General features: G+C 62.1%; 23 protein-coding genes. 14 read left to right on the top strand and 9 right to left on the bottom strand.

Annotated features, from left to right (window positions below):
- Nucleotides 1-64: 64 nt before the first annotated feature.
- From P3R38_RS14360 to P3R38_RS14370, 3 genes are all read left to right on the top strand, one after another.
- Nucleotides 65-2,473, top strand: a complete 2,409-nt coding sequence (locus tag P3R38_RS14360; protein WP_277686325.1) for a TonB-dependent receptor — start codon at nt 65-67, stop codon at nt 2,471-2,473.
- Between the two features lie 352 nt (nt 2,474-2,825).
- Entirely contained in the window at nt 2,826-3,428 is a 603-nt protein-coding gene (locus P3R38_RS14365) for an NAD(P)H-dependent oxidoreductase (protein WP_023380921.1), read from the top strand.
- A gap of 2 nt (nt 3,429-3,430) precedes the next feature.
- Nucleotides 3,431-4,054, top strand: a complete 624-nt coding sequence (locus P3R38_RS14370; protein ID WP_277687222.1) for a TetR/AcrR family transcriptional regulator — start codon at nt 3,431-3,433, stop codon at nt 4,052-4,054.
- Nucleotides 4,055-4,400: 346 nt separating this feature from the next.
- Here the strand turns inward: P3R38_RS14370 and P3R38_RS14375 are convergent, their stop codons facing one another.
- Together P3R38_RS14375 and P3R38_RS14380 are read right to left on the bottom strand one after the other, a co-directional pair.
- On the bottom strand, nt 4,401-5,192 hold the full coding sequence (locus tag P3R38_RS14375; protein ID WP_277686326.1) for a substrate-binding domain-containing protein: 792 nt from the start codon (nt 5,190-5,192) through the stop codon (nt 4,401-4,403).
- A 222-nt stretch (nt 5,193-5,414) separates the two neighbouring features.
- A complete protein-coding gene (locus P3R38_RS14380; RefSeq protein WP_023380924.1) occupies nt 5,415-6,221 on the bottom strand; it encodes an outer membrane protein OmpK in 807 nt (268 codons plus the stop codon).
- Nucleotides 6,222-6,857: 636 nt separating this feature from the next.
- Here P3R38_RS14380 and P3R38_RS14385 point away from each other — a divergent pair.
- The 6 genes from P3R38_RS14385 to P3R38_RS14410 all read left to right on the top strand — a co-directional run bounded on the left by P3R38_RS14385 (nt 6,858) and on the right by P3R38_RS14410 (nt 13,061).
- The gene (locus P3R38_RS14385) at nt 6,858-7,877 is read left to right on the top strand and encodes an ABC transporter substrate-binding protein (protein WP_104883612.1); all 1,020 of its coding nucleotides are present in this window, start codon (nt 6,858-6,860) and stop codon (nt 7,875-7,877) included.
- 41 nt (nt 7,878-7,918) lie between these two features.
- Complete coding sequence (locus P3R38_RS14390; protein WP_023380926.1) at nt 7,919-8,944, top strand: aromatic ring-hydroxylating dioxygenase subunit alpha; 1,026 nt, start codon at nt 7,919-7,921, stop codon at nt 8,942-8,944.
- A 66-nt stretch (nt 8,945-9,010) separates the two neighbouring features.
- A complete protein-coding gene (locus tag P3R38_RS14395) occupies nt 9,011-9,859 on the top strand; it encodes an ABC transporter ATP-binding protein (RefSeq protein WP_277686327.1) in 849 nt (282 codons plus the stop codon).
- A gap of 10 nt (nt 9,860-9,869) precedes the next feature.
- The gene (locus tag P3R38_RS14400; RefSeq protein ID WP_277686328.1) at nt 9,870-10,673 is read left to right on the top strand and encodes an ABC transporter permease; all 804 of its coding nucleotides are present in this window, start codon (nt 9,870-9,872) and stop codon (nt 10,671-10,673) included.
- A gap of 16 nt (nt 10,674-10,689) precedes the next feature.
- Nucleotides 10,690-12,120: an amidohydrolase family protein gene (locus P3R38_RS14405; protein WP_023380929.1), complete on the top strand. Its 1,431-nt coding sequence runs from the start codon at nt 10,690-10,692 to the stop codon at nt 12,118-12,120.
- Nucleotides 12,117-13,061 carry a PDR/VanB family oxidoreductase gene (locus P3R38_RS14410; RefSeq protein WP_104881646.1) on the top strand — a complete coding sequence of 315 codons (945 nt, stop codon included), beginning with the start codon at nt 12,117-12,119 and terminating at the stop codon, nt 13,059-13,061. Before P3R38_RS14405 ends, P3R38_RS14410 begins: the two co-directional genes overlap by 4 nt.
- Nucleotides 13,062-13,181: 120 nt before the next feature.
- On the opposite strand, the gene P3R38_RS14415 is transcribed toward P3R38_RS14410, so the two are convergent.
- From P3R38_RS14415 to P3R38_RS14425, 3 genes are read right to left on the bottom strand one after another with little or no spacing between them, the layout of a single operon-like run.
- On the bottom strand, nt 13,182-13,532 hold the full coding sequence (locus P3R38_RS14415) for a hydroxyisourate hydrolase (protein WP_104881645.1): 351 nt from the start codon (nt 13,530-13,532) through the stop codon (nt 13,182-13,184).
- Nucleotides 13,529-14,035 (bottom strand): nucleoside deaminase, encoded by a 507-nt coding sequence (locus P3R38_RS14420; RefSeq protein ID WP_023380932.1) that lies wholly within the window; start codon nt 14,033-14,035, stop codon nt 13,529-13,531. The genes P3R38_RS14415 and P3R38_RS14420 overlap by 4 nt, the downstream gene beginning before the upstream one ends.
- A gap of 59 nt (nt 14,036-14,094) precedes the next feature.
- A complete protein-coding gene (locus P3R38_RS14425; RefSeq protein WP_104881644.1) occupies nt 14,095-15,432 on the bottom strand; it encodes a nucleobase:cation symporter-2 family protein in 1,338 nt (445 codons plus the stop codon).
- Between the two features lie 183 nt (nt 15,433-15,615).
- Here P3R38_RS14425 and P3R38_RS14430 point away from each other — a divergent pair, with 183 nt between their 5' ends.
- A complete protein-coding gene (locus P3R38_RS14430) occupies nt 15,616-16,530 on the top strand; it encodes a LysR family transcriptional regulator (protein ID WP_277686329.1) in 915 nt (304 codons plus the stop codon).
- A 201-nt stretch (nt 16,531-16,731) separates the two neighbouring features.
- Here the strand turns inward: P3R38_RS14430 and P3R38_RS14435 are convergent, their stop codons facing one another.
- The 3 genes from P3R38_RS14435 to P3R38_RS14445 all read right to left on the bottom strand — a co-directional run bounded on the left by P3R38_RS14435 (nt 16,732) and on the right by P3R38_RS14445 (nt 17,858).
- Nucleotides 16,732-16,950 (bottom strand): hypothetical protein, encoded by a 219-nt coding sequence (locus tag P3R38_RS14435; RefSeq protein WP_023380935.1) that lies wholly within the window; start codon nt 16,948-16,950, stop codon nt 16,732-16,734.
- Nucleotides 16,951-17,172: 222 nt separating this feature from the next.
- Nucleotides 17,173-17,469 (bottom strand): DUF6555 family protein, encoded by a 297-nt coding sequence (locus P3R38_RS14440; RefSeq protein ID WP_023380936.1) that lies wholly within the window; start codon nt 17,467-17,469, stop codon nt 17,173-17,175.
- 74 nt (nt 17,470-17,543) lie between these two features.
- Nucleotides 17,544-17,858: a hypothetical protein gene (locus tag P3R38_RS14445; RefSeq protein WP_027906722.1), complete on the bottom strand. Its 315-nt coding sequence runs from the start codon at nt 17,856-17,858 to the stop codon at nt 17,544-17,546.
- Nucleotides 17,859-18,163: 305 nt separating this feature from the next.
- On the opposite strand from P3R38_RS14445, the gene P3R38_RS14450 reads away from it, so the two are divergent.
- Nucleotides 18,164-19,285, top strand: coding sequence for a mechanosensitive ion channel family protein (locus P3R38_RS14450; protein WP_277686330.1), 1,122 nt, complete (start codon nt 18,164-18,166; stop codon nt 19,283-19,285).
- A gap of 51 nt (nt 19,286-19,336) precedes the next feature.
- On the opposite strand, the gene P3R38_RS14455 is transcribed toward P3R38_RS14450, so the two are convergent.
- Nucleotides 19,337-20,224, bottom strand: a complete 888-nt coding sequence (locus P3R38_RS14455; protein ID WP_277686331.1) for a MerR family transcriptional regulator — start codon at nt 20,222-20,224, stop codon at nt 19,337-19,339.
- A 147-nt stretch (nt 20,225-20,371) separates the two neighbouring features.
- On the opposite strand from P3R38_RS14455, the gene P3R38_RS14460 reads away from it, so the two are divergent.
- The 3 genes from P3R38_RS14460 (at nt 20,372) to P3R38_RS14470 (ending at nt 22,096) form a co-directional block, all read left to right on the top strand.
- On the top strand, nt 20,372-20,818 hold the full coding sequence (locus P3R38_RS14460; protein WP_023380940.1) for a PAS domain S-box protein: 447 nt from the start codon (nt 20,372-20,374) through the stop codon (nt 20,816-20,818).
- A gap of 106 nt (nt 20,819-20,924) precedes the next feature.
- Nucleotides 20,925-21,347 (top strand): nuclear transport factor 2 family protein, encoded by a 423-nt coding sequence (locus tag P3R38_RS14465; RefSeq protein WP_104881641.1) that lies wholly within the window; start codon nt 20,925-20,927, stop codon nt 21,345-21,347.
- Nucleotides 21,344-22,096, top strand: a complete 753-nt coding sequence (locus P3R38_RS14470; protein ID WP_023380942.1) for an SDR family NAD(P)-dependent oxidoreductase — start codon at nt 21,344-21,346, stop codon at nt 22,094-22,096. The genes P3R38_RS14465 and P3R38_RS14470 overlap by 4 nt, the downstream gene beginning before the upstream one ends.
- The last annotated feature ends 3 nt before the right edge of the window (nt 22,097-22,099 follow it).

Raw genomic sequence — 22,099 nt, forward strand, 5'->3', positions numbered from 1 at the left:
ATGAGCCGTTTTGATTTCTGGCGAGACTTATAGGCCAAACATCAAAAACATCGGGGAACTTCACATGCATCACCGCAGTATTTCGTCGTGCTACGCAACCCCGCTCGCCAGCACCCTGGGTTGCGCCGCGGCGGTTCTGATTGCCAGTTCATCGCCAGTGTGGGCAGCCGCCGATAGCAGCGTGCAACACTACGAAATCCCCGCGGCGCCACTGGGCACTGCGCTCAATCACCTGGGCCAGCAAGCCCATTTGTTGTTGTCGTTTCCCAATGAATTGATTGCCGGACAAACCATCCCTGGCTTGAAGGGTGATTACACGGTCGACGGTGCGTTACAGGCGCTGCTTGAGGGCAGCCAGCTCATAGCGGTGCGCCAGCCGGATGGGCGATACACCCTCCAGCGAGCGCCGGCCTCTAACGTGCTGGAGCTTCAAAGCATTTCAATTTCGGGCAAAGCGCCCGGGTCGACTACAGAAGGTACCGGGCTCTATACCACCTACTCATCCAGCAGTTCGACCCGTCTGAACCTGACCCCCAAAGAGACCCCGCAGTCGCTGACCGTCATGACCCGCCAGCGCCTGGATGACCAGCGCCTTACCAATCTAAGCGATACCCTCGATGCCACACCGGGCATCATCGTGTTGCGCGACGGGCTGGGTGCCGAATCCGATGGTTACTTCTCACGCGGCTTCGAGGTTCAGAACTTTGAAATCGATGGTGTGCCCACCGTCAAGCGCATGGACAATTACACCCAGAGCATGGCCATGTATGACCGGGTGGAGGTGGTGCGCGGTGCTACCGGCCTGATCAGCGGCCTGGGCAGCCCTTCAGCGACGATCAACCTGATCCGCAAGCGTCCGACCTCCGAGGCTCAGGCCAGCGTCACCGCAGAAGCGGGTAACTGGGACCGCTACGGAACTGGCTTTGATGTATCTGGCCCGCTGACCGAAACCGGCAACGTACGCGGTCGTCTGGTCGCCGACTTCAAGACAGAGCAGTCATGGGTAGACCGCTACAAACAGGACTCGCAGCTGATCTACGGCATTACCGAGTTCGACCTGACTGAAGACACCCTGCTGACGATGGGCTTCAGTTACCAACGCACAGACGTTGACTCGCCCATGCGCTCCGGCCTGCCGACCCGCTTCACCGACGGGTCTCGCACCAACCTCAAACGCTCACTCAATTCGGCTCAAACGTGGTCTTACAACGACCATGAGCAAACCAGTTTTTTCACCTCGATCGAACAGCAGTTCGCCAATGGCTGGAGCGGAAAGATCGAGCTGACCCACTCCGAAAACAAGTTTGATGAAGTCTTCAACTACGTCAACGGCAGCCTCAACCCGGACGGAAGCGGCACCACACAGTTGCCCGTGCGCTTCTCCGGCATCCCCCGCCAGAACAACATCGATGCCTACCTGACCGGCCCGTTCAGTCTGTTGGGCCGCGAGCATGAATTGATCGCCGGCGTGACCTTATCCAACTACTACGAGGACGTGCCAAGCTACGGCGGCTGGAAATACGACTATTCCGGCTCTCCGGCTGGCGCAATCGATAACCTGTTGAACTGGAACGGCGGCTCGGTCAAACCGGAATTCGACGTCACTGGCAAATCCACTGCCGACGAAACTCAATACGCCGCTTATCTCGCCACGCGCCTGCACGCCACCGACGATCTCAGTGTCTTGCTGGGTAGCCGCGTGATCGATTGGCATCGCGACACCGAGGATAAACCCTACAACGCCGAGCAAACCAAGACCAAGGAGTCGGAAACCGGTGTCTACATCCCGTATGCTGGCGTGGTGTATGACGTCAACGATACGTGGTCGCTGTATGCCAGTTATACGAAAATCTTCAACCCACAATCGTCCTGGGTTCGCGACATCGACAACAAACCACTGGATCCGATGGAGGGCACCGGATATGAAGTCGGCGTCAAGGGAAGCCACTTCGACGGCAAGCTGAACTCCAGCGTCGCGCTGTTCAAGATCGAGCAGGACAACTTGGCAATCTGGATCGATACTCCAGGCGGTAACACGTACAAGTCGGAACAGGGAACCACTACCAAAGGCGCTGAATTCACCCTGGACGGAGAGCTGGCCGAAGGCTGGCAGGCATCTGCCGGTTATGCCTATGCGGTCAGCACCGACGCTGACGACCAGCGTATCGTTACCACCCTGCCTCGCCACAGTCTCAAGACTTTCACCCGCTATCGCCTGCCGGGGATTCTGGACAAGCTCACCCTTGGCGGCGGTGTGAACTGGCAGAGCAAAACCGGTGCCGACCTGCACACCTTCACCCAGGGTAGCTATGCCGTCACCAACCTCCTGGCTCGCTACGACTTCAACCAGCATCTAAGTGCGTCAGTCAATCTGAACAACGTGTTCGACCGTGAATACCTCAGCTATGCCGGCGACCACGGTATGTACGGTGCTCCAAGAAACATCATGACGGGTTTCAAGTACAACTTCTGACGTTCGCGCGCTTCGTGCTGGGCGATGGGTCGATAGCAACGACCGCCTTACAGGCCGAGCATGGCATGCCTGCCAAGTTGGGTAAAAATGCCGGAGAGTGCGCAATGGACGGTGGGAGAGCAGGTTCGCCCACGAAGCAGGCCGCGCGGTGAATGGCGAGGGCTTCGCCCGTGTTTGCGGGTGAACCCGTTCCTACAAAGATTACTGCCGACCTCACAGACCTCTGCAGTATGAAAAATTCACGGAGTAGCATACCGAACTGGAAAAGCTACTATCAGTAGGTTACCTTTAGTAGCTAAAGCGCGGTCGCTTCTACATCGAGGACCACGCGTCCTCTGTCGGAGAACCGATCATGCACAGTTTAATCGTCGTCGCCCATCCCGATCCGCGTTCTTTGACCCATGCCATCGCCCAGCACATCGTCCACGGCATCACGGCCTCTAACCCACACAACAGCGCAGAGTTTGCCGATCTCGTCGCCGAGGGCTTCGACCCGCGTTTCAACCTGGCGGACCAAGCGCTATTTCACAAGCAGGCAGAGCCACCCGCCGACGTTGCTGCCGAACAAGAACGACTGGACCGTGCAGACGCTTTGGTCTTGGTCTACCCAGTCCATTGGTGGTCCTTCCCTGCCCTGCTCAAGGGTTGGATCGACCGCGTCTTCTCCCAGGGTTGGGCCTACGACGACAGCGACGGTAAGGTTGTGAAGAAGCTCAAGCGCCTTAACGTTCACCTGGTAGCCATTGGCGGCGCCGATGAAGGTACCTATACGCGGCACGGCTACACATCCGCCATGAAGACCCAGATCGAGCACGGCATTTTTGATTACTGCGGCGCACAGGTGCACAGTTCAAGCGTACTGCTTCCTTCGGAAAAGGGTTATCCGCAGGCTCATCTGGAAACAGCACAGGCCATCGGTGCCGGTATCTTCGCTTCACACACGCAGGGGCGTTGAGCATGACAACGCCAAGTGACGCACCTTCCCGTCGACGCCTGCCCAGAGCTGCACGCGCCCGCCAGTTGCTAGAAACATCCTGGATGCTGATCGCCGAAGAGGGCACGGATGCTCTGACCCTAGGTCGCCTGGCCGAAGCGGCGGGCGTAACCAAGCCGGTGGTCTACGACCACTTCGGTACCCGCGAAGGCCTGCTGGCTGCACTGTACGAAGACTATGACGCTCGCCAAACCGCCCTCTTCGACGCCGCGATCGCGGCGGCTGAGTCCACCTTGCAGGATAAAGCGACTGCCTTCGCCAGCGCCTATGTCGATTGCGTGATGACCCAGGGGCGGGAGATTCAGGGTGTGCTGGCAGCCCTGAGCGGTTCACCGAAATTGGCCATGTTGAAACGTCAGTATCAAAAGGCCCTGATCACGAAGTGCCTCGGGATTTTTGCACCTTTCGCCCAGCCTGCTGGTATTTCCAACGCCTACCTCTGGGGCATGTTGGGGGCGGCCGATGCATTATCGGATGCAGCCGTGGCAGGAGACATCACTCAGGCCCAGGCGAAGGAAGAACTACGACAAACGCTACTGGGCGGCATTGAGCGCAACACGCCGCAGAGTAGGCGACCGACCGAGTAGGTGTCATGACGATGCGGGCCGGTAACCGTCTCCTGCCAATCACGCTTACTGCCCGAGGTGCCACTGCGTATGACCCAGTGGGCGGTGCTTGAGAGGGTGCTCTGCTCCCAGGAGTGATCTTTCTGCTACTGCGCCACCTTGCCGGGCAATCCCGTTCCCCAGACTCCATCGCTTTGCGCGTTCAGGCGATCAATCCCAGTGGCAGGCCTTTCAAGGTAGCGGTCGCCCGGGTCGAGCATTCCAGGAAGGACCCGAGCGCACCTAGCGGCAGATCACATCATCTGCAGCAAACCGTCGAACCGCACTAATCGCGCACGCTACATGAAACCAGGCATCGCCCCTGGTTTCAGCCGGCGTTGTGAATCAATGGCTTCAGGCCGCTGTCCTCGATCGCCGCGTCCGCTTGTGGCGAGGCCAGGTAGTCCAGTAGTGCCTGGGCCGCGGCATGGTGCGGGCTCTTGCTGACGATGGCGCCCGAATACATTGTCATTTTCTGCGCCTGGGCCGGGATCAGGCCAACGATGTCGATGCCCTTCACGGGCTTGAGTTCGCTCAGTTGTTGGAAACCGATCTGCGCTTGGCCACGGGCAACCACGGCCCCGACCGGCTCGGCAGGGATCATGTGGGCTTTGGCATCGAACGCTGTGCCCAATTGCATGCGCGGGAAAAGAGTCTTGGAAAGGTACACGCCGCTTGCACTGTCGGAATAGGCAACCGACTTGCTGTCGAGCAGAACCGTACGCAAGCCCTGCAGGGTGCTGATGTCCGGCTTCGGTTCGCCTTTGCGCACAGCCATGGCAATGAAAGACTTGCCCAGGTCGACTCGGCTGGCCTTGTCCGCCTGGCCGTGGTCGACCAACTTATCGAGCGCCGATCCGACCATGAGCACGACGTCTGCCGGCTCGCCGCGAGCCAGTCGGTTCGGCACGGCTTGCGGGGTCTCGCCCATCGACGGAGCAGCCACGACGTTGAGCTTGACGCCGAATTTCTTTTCATACGCGGGGGCCACTTCGCGGATAGCGCCCATGATTCCGCCAGAACTGAGCACCGTCAGAGCCTCCCCCGAGGGCGCCGCGTCAGCCGCCGAGCAGGCGAACGTGGCCATCAACAGGACAGTGCAAGACAGCATCCGAAACATTGTGGGTTCTCCGCAAATTCATGAAAAACAGAACCTTACCGAAGTGCGGAGACAGCCATGGTTAATCAGTCGTTAAGAATGTTTCATATCCCAAGCCGTACGGGCGATGCGAACGTGAGTCGGCGCGCCGTCATCCTCGGCCACAGCGTTACCGATGCGCCGCCTGGACGGCGCTCGGTGCTCAGGGACATGCACAGGACGGCACTGGACCGACCCTGCTCTTCAGAAATGAACCTTGAGCAATGCGCTCAGCGCATTCTGGTCGGTTGCAAAGCCGTGACTGTCCTCGATCCCATACTTGTCCGACCAGTAATCCCACTCTACCCCCACGTAGAACTGCTTCGGGTTGTGCCCTAACGCCTTGCCAAGGTCGTACTTGATCTGCGGATTGAAGTGGAAACTCTTGGCTACATAGTCCGACGTGCCCTTGCGGCCAACGTCGTTCACATACCATTCCAGGTAACCATCGAACAGGATGTCCGACCGCCCCAACGGAAGGGTCATCGCCCAGGTCGGGTTGATCTGCCACTGCCCCGATGCCTTGCCGGTGATGCCGTCGGGCTTGCGATAGTAGGTGTTGAGCGAAAAGCGGTCGAATCCAGGCAGCAACAGGTCCACCGCTGGCCCCAACAGGTACCGGCGAATACGCCCCTCCCCGCGCTCGTAGGTGGCGGCAATCAGCACATCCTTGATCACGCCGTAACGCAGGTTCTGCCCGCTGACCTTGCCCAGCGACAAGCGCGGAGAAAACTCGCCATAGTAGGTATACCCATCACTGCCGGATAAACCGTTCGACCACTTGTTGTCGACGAACAGAAACACATCCCCCCAGCTCCAGCCGCTGGCATGTTCGAAGGTGACGGTCTGCTGGATGTCATTGCCGGTGCCATCGACCTTGTAGTTATGGCCGTAGAGATAACTGAGGCTGTTGTCGCTCCACATCAACGGGCCAGCCTGGGCGCTGGCGCTCGCCAGGGCGCAGACGGGCAGGAAGCTGTGGAAGAACCAGGCAAATGGGCTGAGTTTCATGGGCATCCCTTGGGTTGAGGTCGGTGAAATTCACCCGCAAGGGATAGGCGGACAGACCTCGTCTCTGGCCACGGAGCAAACCGTGGCGCCACCCCTGCCGGGTGTGCGGCGTGATGCCGCCAGAGCAATGTCCCATGCCATTTCCAGGCACTGACCGCTTCTACTCCCATGATCCCTAGCAGGGTACGTGCCAGCTAATCGAATACAGTAATACGCATGGATTGTGAGCAATAAATCCGACAAATGAATACTCACCAGTCACGATATTGCGCACTCAAATAGCGCTGGCGCATGCCTCGCTGCACCGTATCGATCCACTGCCCTGACCTCGCAACGCCCCGGCCAGGCTCCGCCAGCCCTGTTTCAGCGGCTCTCAGGAACTGGCACGCTTCTGGCTTCGTGTACGGTCGAGTAGAAGCGGTCAGTGCCGGTGGACGGCATGGGGCATTGCTCTTGCGCCTTTGATCAGGCGTACATCCGAGTGGATGTTTGCACGCGGCCAATCGGCCATGGGCAAGAGAACAATGTCAGCCGAGAACACTCACCCTGCTCCTGCCGCGTTGTTTCTCCACTCGGTCTTCTCGTTGAGGTGCCCACAGGCACCCTGCGGATTTCGAATCGAGGTGGAGAACAATCATGAAAAACCGCTTTGGCTTGACTCAACCGCTGCGCTCGCTGGCGGCAGCGCTCAGCGTGATGCTGGCGGGCACGTCCCTGGCCGTGGCCAACGACAAGGTCGTGCTGCTCACCTCCTGGTACGCCCAGGCCGAACAGGGTGGCTTCTACCAGGCCCTGGCCGAGGGTCTGTACGAGAAGGAAGGCCTGGATGTGACCATCCGCATGGGTGGCCCGCAGGTCAATGGCATGCAGTTGCTGGTCAGCAAACAGGCCGACTTCATCGTCAACTACGACCTGCAGATCCTCAAAAGCGTGGAACAAGGCCTCCCAGTGGTTGCGGTAGCCGCCCCCTTTCAGGGCGACCCACAGGGCCTGATGACCCACGCTGACATCCAAGGCCTCGACGCGCTGAAGAACAAGCAGGTGCTGGTGTCTACCTCCGGCCAGCAAACCTGGTGGCCGTGGCTCAAGGGCAAGTACCAGCTCCAGGACAACCAGGCGCGCCCCTATACCTTCAACCTGCAGCCGTTCCTCGCCGGCCCGGATACCACCCAGCAGGCCTACGCCAGCTCGGAGTTGTTCCAGGCAATCAAAGCCGGCCAGCAGCCGAATTTCTTCCTGTTCGCCGACGCAGGCTACCCACCCTACGGTTCCACCTTGGCCACCCGCCAGGACATCATCGATGAACATCCGCAGCGCGTCGCGGGGTTCGTCCGAGCCTCGCTCGAGGGCTGGAAGCGCTACCTGGAAAACCCCGCCGCCGGCAATGCGCTGATCAAGCGCGATAACCCCAACATGACTGACGAACTGCTGGCCTGGGGCCTCTCGACCCTCAAGCAACACCAATTGCTGACCCGCGGCGATGCCGCGACCCAAGGCATCGGCACCATGAGCGACGCCCGCTGGCAGGCCACCCGCGATTTCATGGTCGAGGCCGGCCTGCTCGGCGCCGCCGCACCGTGGCAGCAAGCCTACACCACTCGCTTCGTGGACGACCTGAGGGTGCTGCCCGACGCGCCCCAGGCCGCTAGCCGCTGAACGAATAACGACAACTTCAAGCCGTGTGAGGAAACTGGATCATGTTGGTCACCAAACAACCTGTATTGCGTCGCTTCTGGTACGCCCTGCTGCCCCTGACCGCCCTGGACGACGGGCCAAAGCCGTTCACCCTGCTCGGTGAAGCCCTGGTCCTGTGGAAACGCCCCGACGGCACGCCGGTGGCGATGCGCGACCGTTGCTGCCACCGCACCGCCAAACTGTCCAAAGGCTTTGTCAGCGAGGCCGGCAACATCGCCTGCGGCTACCACGGCTGGGAATATGACTGCACCGGCGCCTGCGTGAAGATCCCGCAGAACCCGACCGGCGCGATTCCACCCGGTGCGGCGGTCGAGACCTTCCACTGCCAGGCGCGATACGGTTATGCCTGGGTGGCACTGGACGATCCGCTGCAGCCGATCCCCGACTTCCCCGAGGACGGTGCCCCTGGCTATCGCCGAATCTTCCAATTCTACGAAGAGTGGAAAACCAGCCCGCTGCGGGTCATGGAAAACTCTTTCGACAATTCGCACTTCTCCTTCGTGCACAAGGCCAACTTCGGCCTGTTCGACCAACCGCAACCGGCCAGCTACGAATTTCGCGAGACCGACTACGGCTTCGAGGCCGAAACACGCGTCCCGATTCGCAACCCAGAAGAAAGCTTCGCCATCACCGGAACCCGTGCGCCGATCACCGAGCGCCATCTGATCAACCGTTACTACCTGCCGTTCTCGCGCCGCTTCGGCTGCATGTACCCCGATAGCGGCATTCACCACATCATCTACAACTGCGCCACACCCATCGACGATGGCCGCCTGATGCTCGTGCAATGGCTGTACCGCAACGACAGCGAAGAACAGTGCTCGACCCAGGCGCTCATCGACTGGGATGCGGCGATCACCGCCGAGGACCGCGACATCCTCGAAGCCACCGACCCCGACGCCTGTGTCGATACCCGTCGGCGCGTCGAGCTGCACATGCCCTCGGACAAGCCTGGCCTGGTGATCCGCCGGCAACTGCTGGGGCTGCTCGAAGCCCATGGCGAAAGCGAAGTGTTCGCCAGCCACTGACTACCTGTTCGACGCCCCGGTGCGCCGGGGCATACGCAACCGCTCAATGTCCCACGGGAGAGCGCCATGTTGATGCAGACCTTATCCGAAGCCAACGCCCGGCTGCAGGCCCCCATCGGTGCCGACGCCGTGAGCGCCGACACCCCGCTGTTCGCCAATCAGGTCGAGAAGACCTACAGCAATGGCACCCATGCCCTGAGCCGAGTCAAGCTGGCGATCCAGCGCGGCGAATTCGTGTCGTTGCTGGGCCCCTCAGGCTGCGGCAAAAGCACCTTGTTGAAGATGTTCGCCGGACTGGAACAGCCCTCCGCCGGCCACGTGCGCTGGTGGGGCAAAGAGGCCCCCGACAGCGACAGCCGCGGCACTGGCCGCCGCCTGGCAATGGTGTTCCAGGAAGCGACCTTGATGCCCTGGGCCAAGGTGCAGGACAACGTGCGCCTGCCCCTGGACCTGGCCGGCGTGCCGCGGGCCGACAGCCTGGCCAAGGTGCAGGCCGCACTTGAACGGGTAGGCCTGGGCGCGTTCGGCGAGGTTTATCCGCGTGAACTCTCAGGCGGCATGCAGATGCGCGCATCGATCGCCCGGGCGCTGGCCACCGAACCCAACCTGCTGCTGATGGACGAGCCGTTCGGCGCCCTGGACGAGTTCACCCGCAACAAGCTCGACAGCGACCTGCGCCAACTCTGGGCCGAGCGCGACCTGACGGTGGTGTTCGTCACCCACAGCATCTTCGAGGCGGTGTACCTGTCGTCGCGTGTCGTGGTGATGGGCGCCCGCCCCGGTCGGGTGATCGCCGATGTCGCCATCGACGGGCCACGGGAGCGCGACGAAGCCTACCGCACTTCCCCCGCCTTCATCGCCCAGTGTGCCCACCTGTCCCAGCTGCTGGCCAAGGCCAACGGCGAGCCTTCCTGAGAGCCCCGACATGAGCCGAACCTCTACGCCCTGGCTACACAACCCAGCCCTGTTGCGCATCGCCTCACCATTGGTGGTCGGCGCCGCGTTGCTCGCACTCTGGCAACTGGCGTGCATCGCCTGGCAGGTACCGGTGTACCTGGTGCCCTCACCCGCAGATATTGGCCGCACGCTGATTGCCGACGGCCCGATGCTGCTGGGTGCACTGTGGATGACCTTGAAGATCACCTTCCTGTCGTTTGCCCTCGCGGTGGTCATCGGCACCCTGGCAGCCTTCCTGTTCGTGCAGAGCCGCGTCGTGGAAGCCAGCCTGTTCCCCTACGCCATCCTGCTGCAGGTCACGCCAGTGGTTGCCATCGCACCACTGATCATCATCTGGTGCAGCGACACCACCCTGGCCCTGGTGATCTGCGCCACGTTGGTCGCGGTGTTTCCGATCATCGCTAACACGGTCCTGGGACTGCGCAGCGTCAACCCGGGGCTGCTGAACCTGTTTCGGCTCAATCGCGCCAGCCGCTGGCAGGTGCTGCTGCGTCTGCGTGTTCCCAGCGCGTTGCCATGCTTCTTCGCCGGCTTGCGGATTGCCAGCGGGCTGGCGTTGATCGGTGCAGTGGTGGCCGAATTCGTTGCCGGCACAGGGGGGACGGGCGCCGGGCTGGCGTACCAGATCCTGCAAGCGGGCTTTCAGCTGAACATCCCGCGGCTGTTCGCCGCCTTGGTGTTGATCGCGCTGACCGGCGTCGCGCTGTTCAGCCTGATGGCCGTGCTGGCTCGCCTGAGCCTTCGCCATTGGCACGAAAGTGAATTGGGCTAAGCCTATGGAGACCCACATGAAGCATTCAGACAGCTGGCTGATCCGCAACGCCAGCGCCATTCTCACCGGCCTGCGTGGCGTGCCAGCGCGTCATGCCGGGCCGGACATCCGCATCAGCCAAGGGCGTATCGCAGCCATCGGCACACTGCGGCCGGAGACAGGCGAACCCGTGCTCGACGCTACCGATTGCGTCGTCTATCCCGGCTGGGTGAATACCCACCACCACCTGTTCCAGTCGCTGCTCAAGGGTATTCCGGCAGGGATCGACCAAAGCCTTGGGGCGTGGTTGGGCGCGGTCCCGTATCGCTACCGCGGGCTGTTCGATGAGCACAGCTTCCGCTTGGCCGCACGTATCGGCCTGGTTGAACTGGCTCGCTCCGGCTGCAGTACGGTTGCCGACCACCATTACCTTTACCTGCCAGGCATGGGCTTCGATAGCGCACAGATCCTGTTCGAGGAAGCACAGCAGCTTGGCCTGCGCTTCGTGCTGTGCCGCGGCGGCGCGACCCAGGTGCGCCAGGCCGAAGGCCCGGCAAGTGCGGGGCCGGAGACCTTGGAGCAGTACCTGGATGACGTCGAGCGGTTGGTACGCACCTACCACGACCACGCCGCCGACGCCTGGCGCCGGGTCGTAATGGCGCCCACCAGCCCACCTTATTCGATGCCACCCGAGCACCTGCGTGAAACCGCCCGCGCCGCCCGCAAGCTGGGCATCCGCCTGCACAGTCACTTGAGCGAAACGGTGGAGTACCAGAACGAAGTCCAGCGTCGCCATCAGCTCTCACCGGTTGCCTTCTGCGCAGAACACGAATGGCTGGGGCCGGATGTGTGGTTCGCCCACCTGGTCAAGCTCAGCGCCGAGGAAATCCGGCTGTTGGGCGCGACCGGAACCGGCGTTGCCCATTGCCCCCAGAGCAACGGCCGGCTGGGCAGCGGCATTGCCGACATCGTCGCCATGGAAGCTGCTGGCATGGCGATCTCGATCGGTGTGGACGGGGCGGCCTCCAACGAAGCCTGCGACATGATCAGCGAAACCCACGCCGCCTGGCTTATGCAGCGGGCCAAGGGCGGCGAGCGGGCCTTGCCTGGTTACGCGGGCGGCACGCTGGAGGGGGGTGCCCATGTCGCCTGTGTGGAAGACGTGGTGCGCTGGGGCACGGCCGGCGGCGCCCAGGTGTTGGGGCTGGATGCGCTGGGCACGCTGGAAGTCGGCATGGCGGCGGACCTCGCCTTGTACCGGCTCGACCAGCCACGCTACTTTGGCTTGCATGACCTCGGAATCGCGCCAGTGGTCGGCGGCGGGCGACCGACGTTGCGGGCGTTGCTGGTCGGCGGCCAGCTGCGGGTGGAGAACGACGCCATCCCTGGCCTGGACCTTGCCGAACTGGGCTGCCAGGCCCGCGAGGCCGTGGTGCGCCTGCAACGGGCGGCGGGAGTACGCGCATGAACTGGACGTCCCTGCAAGTACGTGCCTTGCGCCTGGAAGCCGACGATGTGCTGGGTGTCGAACTGGGCACACCGGGCGGCGGCGCCCTGCCCTTCAGTTGGGCAGCCGGCGCCCACGTCGACCTGCGCCTGGGCAACGGCGTGGTGCGCCAATACTCCGTGGCCAGCCTGCCCGATGAGGGGCATCTGTACCTGGGCATCAAGCGTGAACCCACTTCACGGGGCGGTTCGAAATGGCTGCATGAGCACCTGCGCCTGGGTGCAAGAATAGAGGTAAGCGCGCCGCGCAACCTGTTTTCCCTGCAACCTGGCAACGGCCCGGTGACGCTGCTGGCGGCGGGCATCGGCATCACGCCGCTGCTGCCCATGTACCGGCAATGCCAGGCACAGGGGCGTGCGGTGCGGCTGCTGTATTTCACCCGGCACTTGCACCAGGCGCCCCTTGTCCAGCACCTGGGTCCGCACGTCGAGGTGTTCAGAGGCTTGCGCGCGGCGCAGATCCGTGACTGCCTGCATGAGCAACTGCCCGACTGGCAACATCAAGCCAGCGTGTACTGCTGCGGGCCTGCGGGGTTCATGGAAAGCGTCGAGCAGATCGCCCTGGCTCGCGGCTGGCCGGCTTCGGCGCTGCACCGCGAGCACTTCAGGCCGGCTGAGCCACTCGATCAAGCCGGCGCCAGCAGTGTGCTGGTTCTGCAGCGCAGTGGGCGTGAAGTCCAAGTGCACGCGGGCGAAAGCCTGGTCCAGGCTGCCGCGAGAGTTGGGGTGGCGCTGCCCATCTCATGCGGCATGGGTATTTGCGGTGCTTGCGTGTGCCGGGTCATCGAGGGCGAACCGCAACACCGTGACGAATGCCTCAGCGAGGCACAGCGCAACAGCGGTGAATGGATCGCGCCATGTGTCTCGGTCGCGCGGGGTCCGCACCTGGTGCTGGACGCCTGAGGCCGGGCAACCAGTGCCCGATAACCTGACATCCAACGGGTTGGCGAGGTTACAGGGGCGGGCGCACCCGCAATGCTCGATCGCCAACCCTGCCAGGCTTAAGCTTGGCAGCGATGCAGCTCAAGCGCCTCCACGAAAACAGCTGACACCCCAGGCGGTGATCTTGAAAGGCAGGTGATAGTGCGCCTGCGCCTCGCCGATGCCGAAGCGATACACCAACTCGTCCAGGAAGGGTATGGCGGGCAATTCGGTGCCGAGCTGGCGATAGAACTGCGCCACCTGCAGGCGCAGTTCGTAGACGCCGACGCCAAATCGCTCGTTCAGCGCAGCCAGAGCCGGCCACTGGCCGCGGGCGTCGATAATGCCTTCGGCAAACGCCGCCTCGCCAACTGCCCCGATGCTCACCCGCAGCCCATGCGCGGCGCGCCCGCTGGCGATGTCGACGACATGCACGGAAACGCCGCCGTTCATGACCAGAACCCTTGGTGAGCTCGCGCCGCCTCATCCTCCAGCACTGGCCCATGCACCTTCACGATGCGCTGACCACGGGCGAACACTTCGCGGCATGGCAACGAGAACGTAGGGTTTTCCGGGTGGGCGCCGGTCAAACCCAGCAGGGCATGCTCCGACAACGCATAGACTACCCTGCCGATACCGGTCCAATACACCGCCCCGGCGCACATGCAGCAGGGCTCGGCGCTGGTGTATAGCGTGCAGGACGCGAGTTGCTCAGGTGTCAGCAGCTTGGCTGCCTGCGCGGCCGCCACGAGCTCGGCATGCTGGGTCGGATCGCCCTCGGGGGGCATGGAATTGTTGCCAGCGCTGGCGATGATGCGGCCCTGGGCATCGGCGACGAGTGCGGCGAATGGATGTCGGCCATCCCTGCGCGATTGCTCGGACAGGCTGATCGACTGGCGCAGCAGGTCAAGGTCCAGCTCGGACAGGTCGGTGGCATGGGGGGTGGACAGCGTCATGGCGGTTGCTCCCTGAGAGGCAGTTGAAAGCGCGCCGACGGGCGCGCGTGAAGAAAGGCTCACTTGGCCAGTTTGGAGTCGATGGCGTCCTGAGTGCTTGTCTCGGCTTCACGATTGAGCAGCAGGTTGAGCACAATGGCACTGACTGCGGCGAGGAAGATGCCGCTCTCCAGCACCAGTTTCAGCGGACCGCTGACATGCTCGAACAGCGCCGGCATTGACATCGGCAATACGCCAATGCTGACCGATACCGCCACCACCAGGCCGTTGCGAGTCCCCTCGAAGCGCACCCGCGACAGTTCCTGGATCCCCGCCACGGTGGTCATGCCAAACATCACGATGGCGCAGCCACCGAGCACGGGTGTCGGCACGCTGGCGATCAGAGCACCCAGCTTGGGAAACAGCCCCATCAACACCATGATGGCGCCTGCGGCAGCGACCACGTAACGGCTCTTGACGCCAGAAAGCGCAATCAGGCCAGTGTTCTGGGTAAACGCGTTGTAGGGGAAGCTGTTGAACAACCCGCCCAGCATGGTCGACAAACCATCGGCACGAAACGCGTTGCCCAGGGTTCGCGGGTCGGCAGGCTTGCCGGTCAGCTTGCCGATGGCCAGGCAGTTACCGGTGGTCTCGGCCATGATCACCAGCATGGCCAGGAACATGATCAGCACCGGCGTCAACGAGAACTGCGGAACACCGAACGCCATTGGCGCACTGAGCTCGAACCACGCCGCCGCCCCCACCCGGCTGAAGTCGGTCATGCCGCATGCCGCCGCCGCCAAGCTGCCGACGATCAGCCCCAGCAGCACGCTGAGATTGCCGATGAAACCGCGAAAGCGGGCATGGATCACCAGGGTTATCGCCACCGTCGCCAGGCCCAGCAACAAGTTGGCCGGTGCGCCGAAATCCGGGGCACCTGGCTGACCTCCCCCGAGCCAGATCGCTGCCGCAGGCATCAGCGAGATGCCAATGACCGTGATGAGGCTGCCGATCACCACCGGCGGGAAGAACCGCAGCAGGCGGCTGAACAGCGGTGCTATGGCCATCGTGAGTGCACCGGCGGCGATCACCGCACCGAACACATGGGGTAGACCGAATTCCTTACCGATCATGATCATCGGTGCCAAGGCGATGAACGAGCAGCCCTGGATCAGCGGCAAGCGCGCACCGAAGCACCTCAGGCCGAGGGTCTGGAGCAAGGTCGCGATTCCCGAGGTGAGTAGGTTGGCATTGATCAACGTGACCACCTGGGCATGGCTCAGTCCCAGGGCGCTACCGAGAATCAATGGTACGGCGACGGCACCGGCGTACATCACCAGCACATGCTGCAGGCCGAAGGTGAACAGCTCCCGTGGAGGCAGTACTTCGTCCACGGGGTGGATCAGAGATTGGCTCATGTTGTGACGCTCCTGAAGTGCGGCTCTTTTTATTGTTGAAGGCGCCCGGAGTGACATGCAGCACAGGAAAGCATGGGCAGCTGTCGCCGATGTCGACGGGGAGCATCCTGTTAATTCAACGATGGAGCAAATGATTAACCATCGCTAATATCGATGGTTGGACCGTTTGGGAAGGATCAGGCGATGCGCTTTTCACTGGAACAACTTCAGGTGTTCGTCAGCGCCGTGCAGGCAGGCTCATTTTCTGCCGCGGCGCGGCGACTGGGGCGCACGCAATCGACGGTCAGTGCGGCGATCAGCAACCTGGAAACCGACCTTGGCGTGCAGCTGTTCGACCGCTCCAGCCGCATTCCTGGTCTGACACCCGCTGGCCACAAGCTGCTGCTGCGGGCCGAAGGCATCCTCGAACGCTGCTATGCCCTGGAGGGCAGCGCCGGCAGCCTGGCCGGCCAGGTCGAAGCGGCACTGACATTAGCCATCGAAGTCCCGTATGGCCCACTGATACCGCCGTTCAAGGGCTTCGACGCAGCGTTCCCCTTCGTCGATCTGCTGATCCGCCACCCGCTGCACGGCGATGTCAGCGAGATGATCCTCACCGGCGAAGCTGACCTTGGGGTGACATTCGCCCAGCCCGACTACCCGCCTGAGCTTGCCTTCCAGCAGTTGGGCAAGCTAATCATGACCCACGTCTGCCATCACCAGTTCGCCCTGGCGCGACAATCACCGGTCAGTTTCGCCGACCTCAACGCCCATCGCCGGCTGGCCTTCTTTGCCCATGCCGACAAACTGCCCAGCAGCGAGTATCTGCGTGCGGGCCAGCTATGGCGTGCGGAGAGCTACCTGGCACTGGTCGAGATGGTCTGCGCAGGGCTGGGCTGGGCGACCCTGCCGCGCCTGCTGGTGCAGCGCGAATTGGAGAGCGGCCAATTGGTGGAGTTACAACTGGAAGCCTACCCACACACCGACTGGCTGGTGGGGGTGGACCTGCTGTGGCATCGCAGCCGCCAAGCGGGGCCGGCGGCGAGCTACCTGCGCGAGCGCCTGCAGCACAGCAAGGTGTTCGAGCTGGATCGACTTGGGCGGGCAACGACTTTATAGAAGCGTGTCCGTGGGGTGGCGGCGGAAATCGCCTGCCGCTGAAGGCCAGGCGCTCAGTGCCCGCAACAGCGTCTGCACGAGCTGAGGTGAAGCCCCGATACGTCCCGCAACCGGGTATGCCACCTGGAGAACGCTGTCGCGTGGAGAACCTGGAACGGGGGCAACGGTTCATCTACGGGCACGACGCTGCTGGCGAACGGTCTATCCACTGCGCCGCTCGCCCGCGCAGGCGTGAGGCTTGATCATCAAGGTGAAACTGCCGGTCAACTTGGCACGCAGTTCCTTGGGCATGAAATAGGCGAAGTGGACGAGCCAGGTGCCATCACCCAGCAGATATGATTCTCCCCGGTAGTGTTGGACTTGTGATTCGCTGATGTCGATCAAGGTCGCAACTTCCTGGTTGGTGGGCTCGTTGGGCATGGTTGAAGCTCCTCCTCTGACTCACGCTGATGGCCCTGCATGAACAGCTGAGTGTCATACCTTCGTATTCGTTCAAAGGTTTTAGGCTCTGTGCGAAAAGCCCTGATACCGGGTGATGCTGCGTTGAACCAGCCTCGGAATGCTCATTTACAACCCGTAAAGGGGTTGCAACAAAAAAGCCAGGGCAAATCGCCCTGGCTCATCGTGCCCGTCTGCAAGGCTTCACGTGTCGGCAGTGCCGCTATTAGAGAACTTCTTCATATCGATAAGCGGCGCGACGAACTCCGGACCTTGCCCCGATACCCACCACCGTACGTTGGCGATACCGTACCGCTCGGCCATGGGCCGGCTGACCTTCTTGATCCTGTGCTGGCCAAACCTGGGGATGATGCCAACCCCCGCATCGCAGCTCGCCCAGTGCCAGGCCTGAGCATTGTCCATACGCTCCTGGCGGATGATGAACGTGCGAAACTCCCCGTGAAGCTCATATTCGATCACATACAACTGCTGTCCTGCCATTGGACTCTCCTCCTTCGATTCAAGCCAATGGAGCGAGTCGAGGCAGAAAAGATTCAGTTAATTTGACCGATTGGTCACTGTTGTTGGCCAAGCGAACCGCCAGCGGCCTCGGCCCTGACGGCATCACCTGCGACCGCGACTCGCCTGGCATATCCCACGCCCCATACCAATGCCCGGCTCATGGTTTCTCCGGGGCGTCGGCTGTAGACCCGCTCGCGCACCACCGAGCCATCGCGTCGATAGACACCAATGAACAACTGCGTTTCTCCCGTGCGTGACAGACGCGTCTGCACTTCCAGACAGGTGCCATCGTCGAGGGTCTCCTCATGGGCCTGATGATGCAGGATCGGGTCACACCACTGTCGATAGGTCTCGCCTCTGTGCTTCATCTGCTGGCCCTCGCCGCTGTTGTCGTCGGTAGATCCTCTGATCGGCGCTGCCGATCGAAAAAAATCGACGCCGTCGGACAACCGGCCAGGCCTCTACAAAACGACTGACGCTGTACAACCACCGGTCATCGGCCGTGCGCGAATGAGCCACCCCCTCTGCGTCCCGCCCGTCCTTCCCACTGAACGCGCCGAAACATTCGGCGCTATCGCTCGGTTGATGAAATCCAATCGACCTGTAGCGTCTGCCGGACGTCCAAGACAAGGAATTGCACACCTATCGATGGCAACCAGGAGGCGAGCCACTGATGAACGATCACATCATTGCACTGTTCACCGACACCACCGTATTCGGTATTTCCATTCTCAACGTGTTGTTGGCGCTGACCACCACCCTCGTGACCTTCCTGGTCGCCCGTGCGGCGATCAGCTTCCTGCTGCACCGGGTCCGGCGCTGGTCAATGCACGATGGCGCCTTGAGCCAAGTGCTGGCCAAGGTGCTGGCTGGCACCAGCAATTTCCTGCTGTTCCTTGCCTCCTTGCTTGTAGGCTTGAGCCTGCTCGACCTGCCCGAGCGCTGGCTCAGCCGGGTCAGCAGCCTGTGGTTCGTGGTCGCCGCCCTGCAGATTGGCCTGTGGGCCAACCGCGCCATAAGCCTAGGCCTTAGCCGCTACTTCGCACGCCACAGGGCCGATGGCCTGAACCAGGGCAGCGCCTTGGCCACGCTCTCGGCCTGGGGCGCGCGGGTGTTACTGTGGTCGGTGGTGTTGCTGGCGATGCTGTCGAACCTGGGCGTGAACATCACTGCCTTCGTTGCCAGCCTGGGTGTGGGCGGGATCGCGGTGGCGCTGGCCGTGCAGAACATCCTCGGCGACCTGTTCGCCTCGCTGTCGATCGCCGTGGACAAGCCGTTCGAAGTCGGCGACTTCATCGTCATCGGCCCGCTGGCGGGCACCGTGGAGCATGTCGGTCTTAAAACCACGCGTATCCGCAGCCTTGGCGGCGAGCAGATCGTCATGGCCAACGCCAGCATGATCAGCAGCACCATCCAGAACTACAAGCGGTTGCAGGAACGCCGCATCGTGTTCGAATTCGGCCTTTCCTACGACACACCCACCGAGGCGGTGAAGAAGGCGCCGGGCATCGTCGAAGAAGCGATCAAGGCGCAGGATCAGGTGCGTTTCGACCGTGCTCACCTGCGCGGTTTCGGCAAGGAGGCGTTGGAGTTCGAGTGCGTGTATATCGTCAAGGACCCAGGCTACAACCTGTACATGGATATCCAGCAAGCGATCAATTTCCGTCTACTGGAACGCTTCTCCCGGATCGGCGCCACATTCGCCGTTCCGGTACGGGCAATCAAGGTCACCGCCTTGCCAGAGGCCAACGTTGAGTCTGCAGGGCGCGAAGGCCGTGGCTTCAGAGGAGCCTGAATGCACAAGCCCCAGGGAAGGCGTCGCCAGCCAAGGCGTCTTCCCTCTCCGTCACAGGTCCAGCGCACCGCTGAGCAGCGCTTCCAGGACACCCGCCACATTGCTCTGACGCTCGTTCAGCAGGCACAGCGGAATACCCTGCAAAACCCCCAGGGAATCGTCCAGGCCCTCGCCCACCACCGCCAACGGGCAAGCGACGTCCATCTGCAACGACCGCAGGCGCCTGGCCAGCACAGGGGTAACAGGCTCCCGTACGGCAATCACCACCGCCGCGGGCTGGATCGCCGCGCACAGCAGGGCCAGTTCTTCGAGGGGTTGGCCACCACCGAGCACCTCGATGCGCTGGCGCTCGCCACTGAGCAGCAAACCGGTACTAAGCAACTCAAGCTCGGCATGGTCCTCCAAACCAGCCAGCAGGACCCGAGGGGCATCGGGCTGATTCATCTGCAGGCGCAGGAGTAGCCTGGCGCGCAGGAAGGTATCGAGGAAAAGCCACTGGCTGCGCTCCCCGAAACCACTACCGGATGCCAGACCACGCCAGACCGGCATCAGCACGTCATGCATCACGCTGGCCTTGGGAAAGAGCGTGAACAACTGGCCATGGATACCTTCCAGCGCCTGGCTATCGAATGTTCTGGTTGCGCGCACAACGGCCGTACGCCATTCATCGAAGGCATCGTCGCGCACAAGGCTGGTCTTGCTTTGCCCCGCGAGCATTTCGCCGACCTTGCTGATCGGCAGGCCATTGGCGGTCCAGCGCAGGATGTCGCGGATTCGCTGCACGTCCGTGGCAGTGTACAACCGGTGGCCGCCATCGGTACGTTGTGGGCGGATCAGGCCATGGCGCCGCTCCCAGGCACGCAAGGTAACGGGGTTGATGCCGGTCATGGTGACCACATCGCGCATGGGAAAAAGATCAGGTGGGGTGGCTTCAGTCATCGTGGGGCATCCGTGAGATAACACATTCTAAACCCCTGCACATCTTCTTGGGCGAGCATCATTGAGTCATCATTCGACGAACCGCACCGAAGCTCTCGACAGTAGAGCTACGCTGCGCATACTGAACATGAATCCGTGGGTGGCTAAATGATCAACGCAAAACTCCTGCAACTGATGGTCGAGCATTCCAACGATGGCATCGTCGTCGCCGAACAGGAAGGCGACGACAGCATCCTTATCTACGTCAACCCCGCTTTCGAACGCCTCACAGGCTATTGCGCCGCCGATATCCTTTATCAGGACTGTCGCTTCCTCCAAGGCCAGGACCACGACCAGGCAGGGCTCGTTGCCATCCGCCAGGCCATCGCCCAAGGGCAGCCCTGCCGTCAGGTGCTGCGCAACTACCGCAAGGATGGCAGCTTGTTCTGGAACGAACTGTCCATCACGCCGGTGCATAACGAGGCGGACCAGTTGACCTACTACATCGGGATCCAGCACGACGTCACGGCACGAATGGAAGCCCAGCAAAGGATCCGGGAACTGGAAGCGCAAGTCGCTGAATTGCAGGGCAAATTGGGCGAGCTCGAAGCTTGATACAAAAAAAGCTGTACAAGGACGTTGACTTGTACAATTTTAGACGTAGTCTTCAGCTATACCTGTACAAGATTCATTATCTGTACAGGCCTGCCTGGAGACTCGCATGTCCGCCTACCTGCAGCAATTCGCGCAACGCTTCGCGCGGCTCGACGCGCACAATATCGATGCGCTGGTAAACCTGTACAACGAAGAGGTCACTTTTCGCGACCCCCTGCATCAGATTCAGGGTCTTGAGGCACTGAAGGCCTACTTCTCCCAGCTTTACGCCAACGCGCAGGACATCCGCTACACCTTCACAGGCGCCGATGAGGTAGGGCCTGGTCAAGGCTATTTGCGTTGGACCTTGCAGTTCCGCCACCCTCGCCTGTCCGGCGGACGGCCGATCGCCTTGCAAGGTTGCAGCTACCTGCAATGGCAGGACCGGGTGCATCTGCATCAGGACTTCTTCGACGCAGGAGCCCTGCTCTACGAGCATGTTCCGGTCATGGGCGGCGCTATCCGCTGGCTCAAAGGCAGGTTGGCATGAGCCGTTGCTGGCTGACCGGCGCGAGCAGCGGGATCGGCGCCGAACTTGCGCGATGCCTGCTCGAACAGGGGCACCAAGTGGCACTCGGCAGCCGTCATGCCGAGCGGCTGTCACCCCTTGCCGAACAGTTTCCTGGCCAAGTGCTGCTGGCCATCGGCGATCTCGACGACCCACGCCAGGTAGCCCAGGTCGCCGCCTGCATCGAGCAGGCCTGGGGTGGCCTGGACATGGTCATCCTCAACGCAGGTACCTGCGAATACCTGGAGCCCGGCCGATACGACCCGCAGCTGGTCGAACGCGTGATCCGCACCAACTTCCTCGCGCTGAACCATTGCCTGGCAGCCGCCCTGCCCTTGCTGCGCGCTGGGGAGCGCCCGCACCTGGTGGTGATGGGCAGTTCGGTTACCTGGCTGGCCTTGCCTCGGGCGGGAGCTTATGGCGCATCCAAGGCGGCTGTACGCTACCTGGTGGAATCGCAACGCATCGACCTGGCGCGCGAGGGTATCGACGTGACCTTGGTGAGTCCGGGGTTCGTCGACACGCCGCTGACCCGCCGCAACGACTTCCCCATGCCCCAGATCTGGCCAGCCCAGCGCGCCGCCAGCCATATCGCCAAGCGCCTGCCCCGGCGCCCGCTGGAGATCAATTTCCCCGGCCTATTCACCTTTGTCCTGCGCCTGCTCGGTGCTTTGCCTGCGCGTCTGCGCCTGGCGATTGGCCGACGCCTGGCACGCCATGAACAGGAATGATGC

The organism is Pseudomonas sp. NyZ480 (assembly GCF_029537255.1).
GTDB lineage: Bacteria > Pseudomonadota > Gammaproteobacteria > Pseudomonadales > Pseudomonadaceae > Aquipseudomonas > Aquipseudomonas taiwanensis.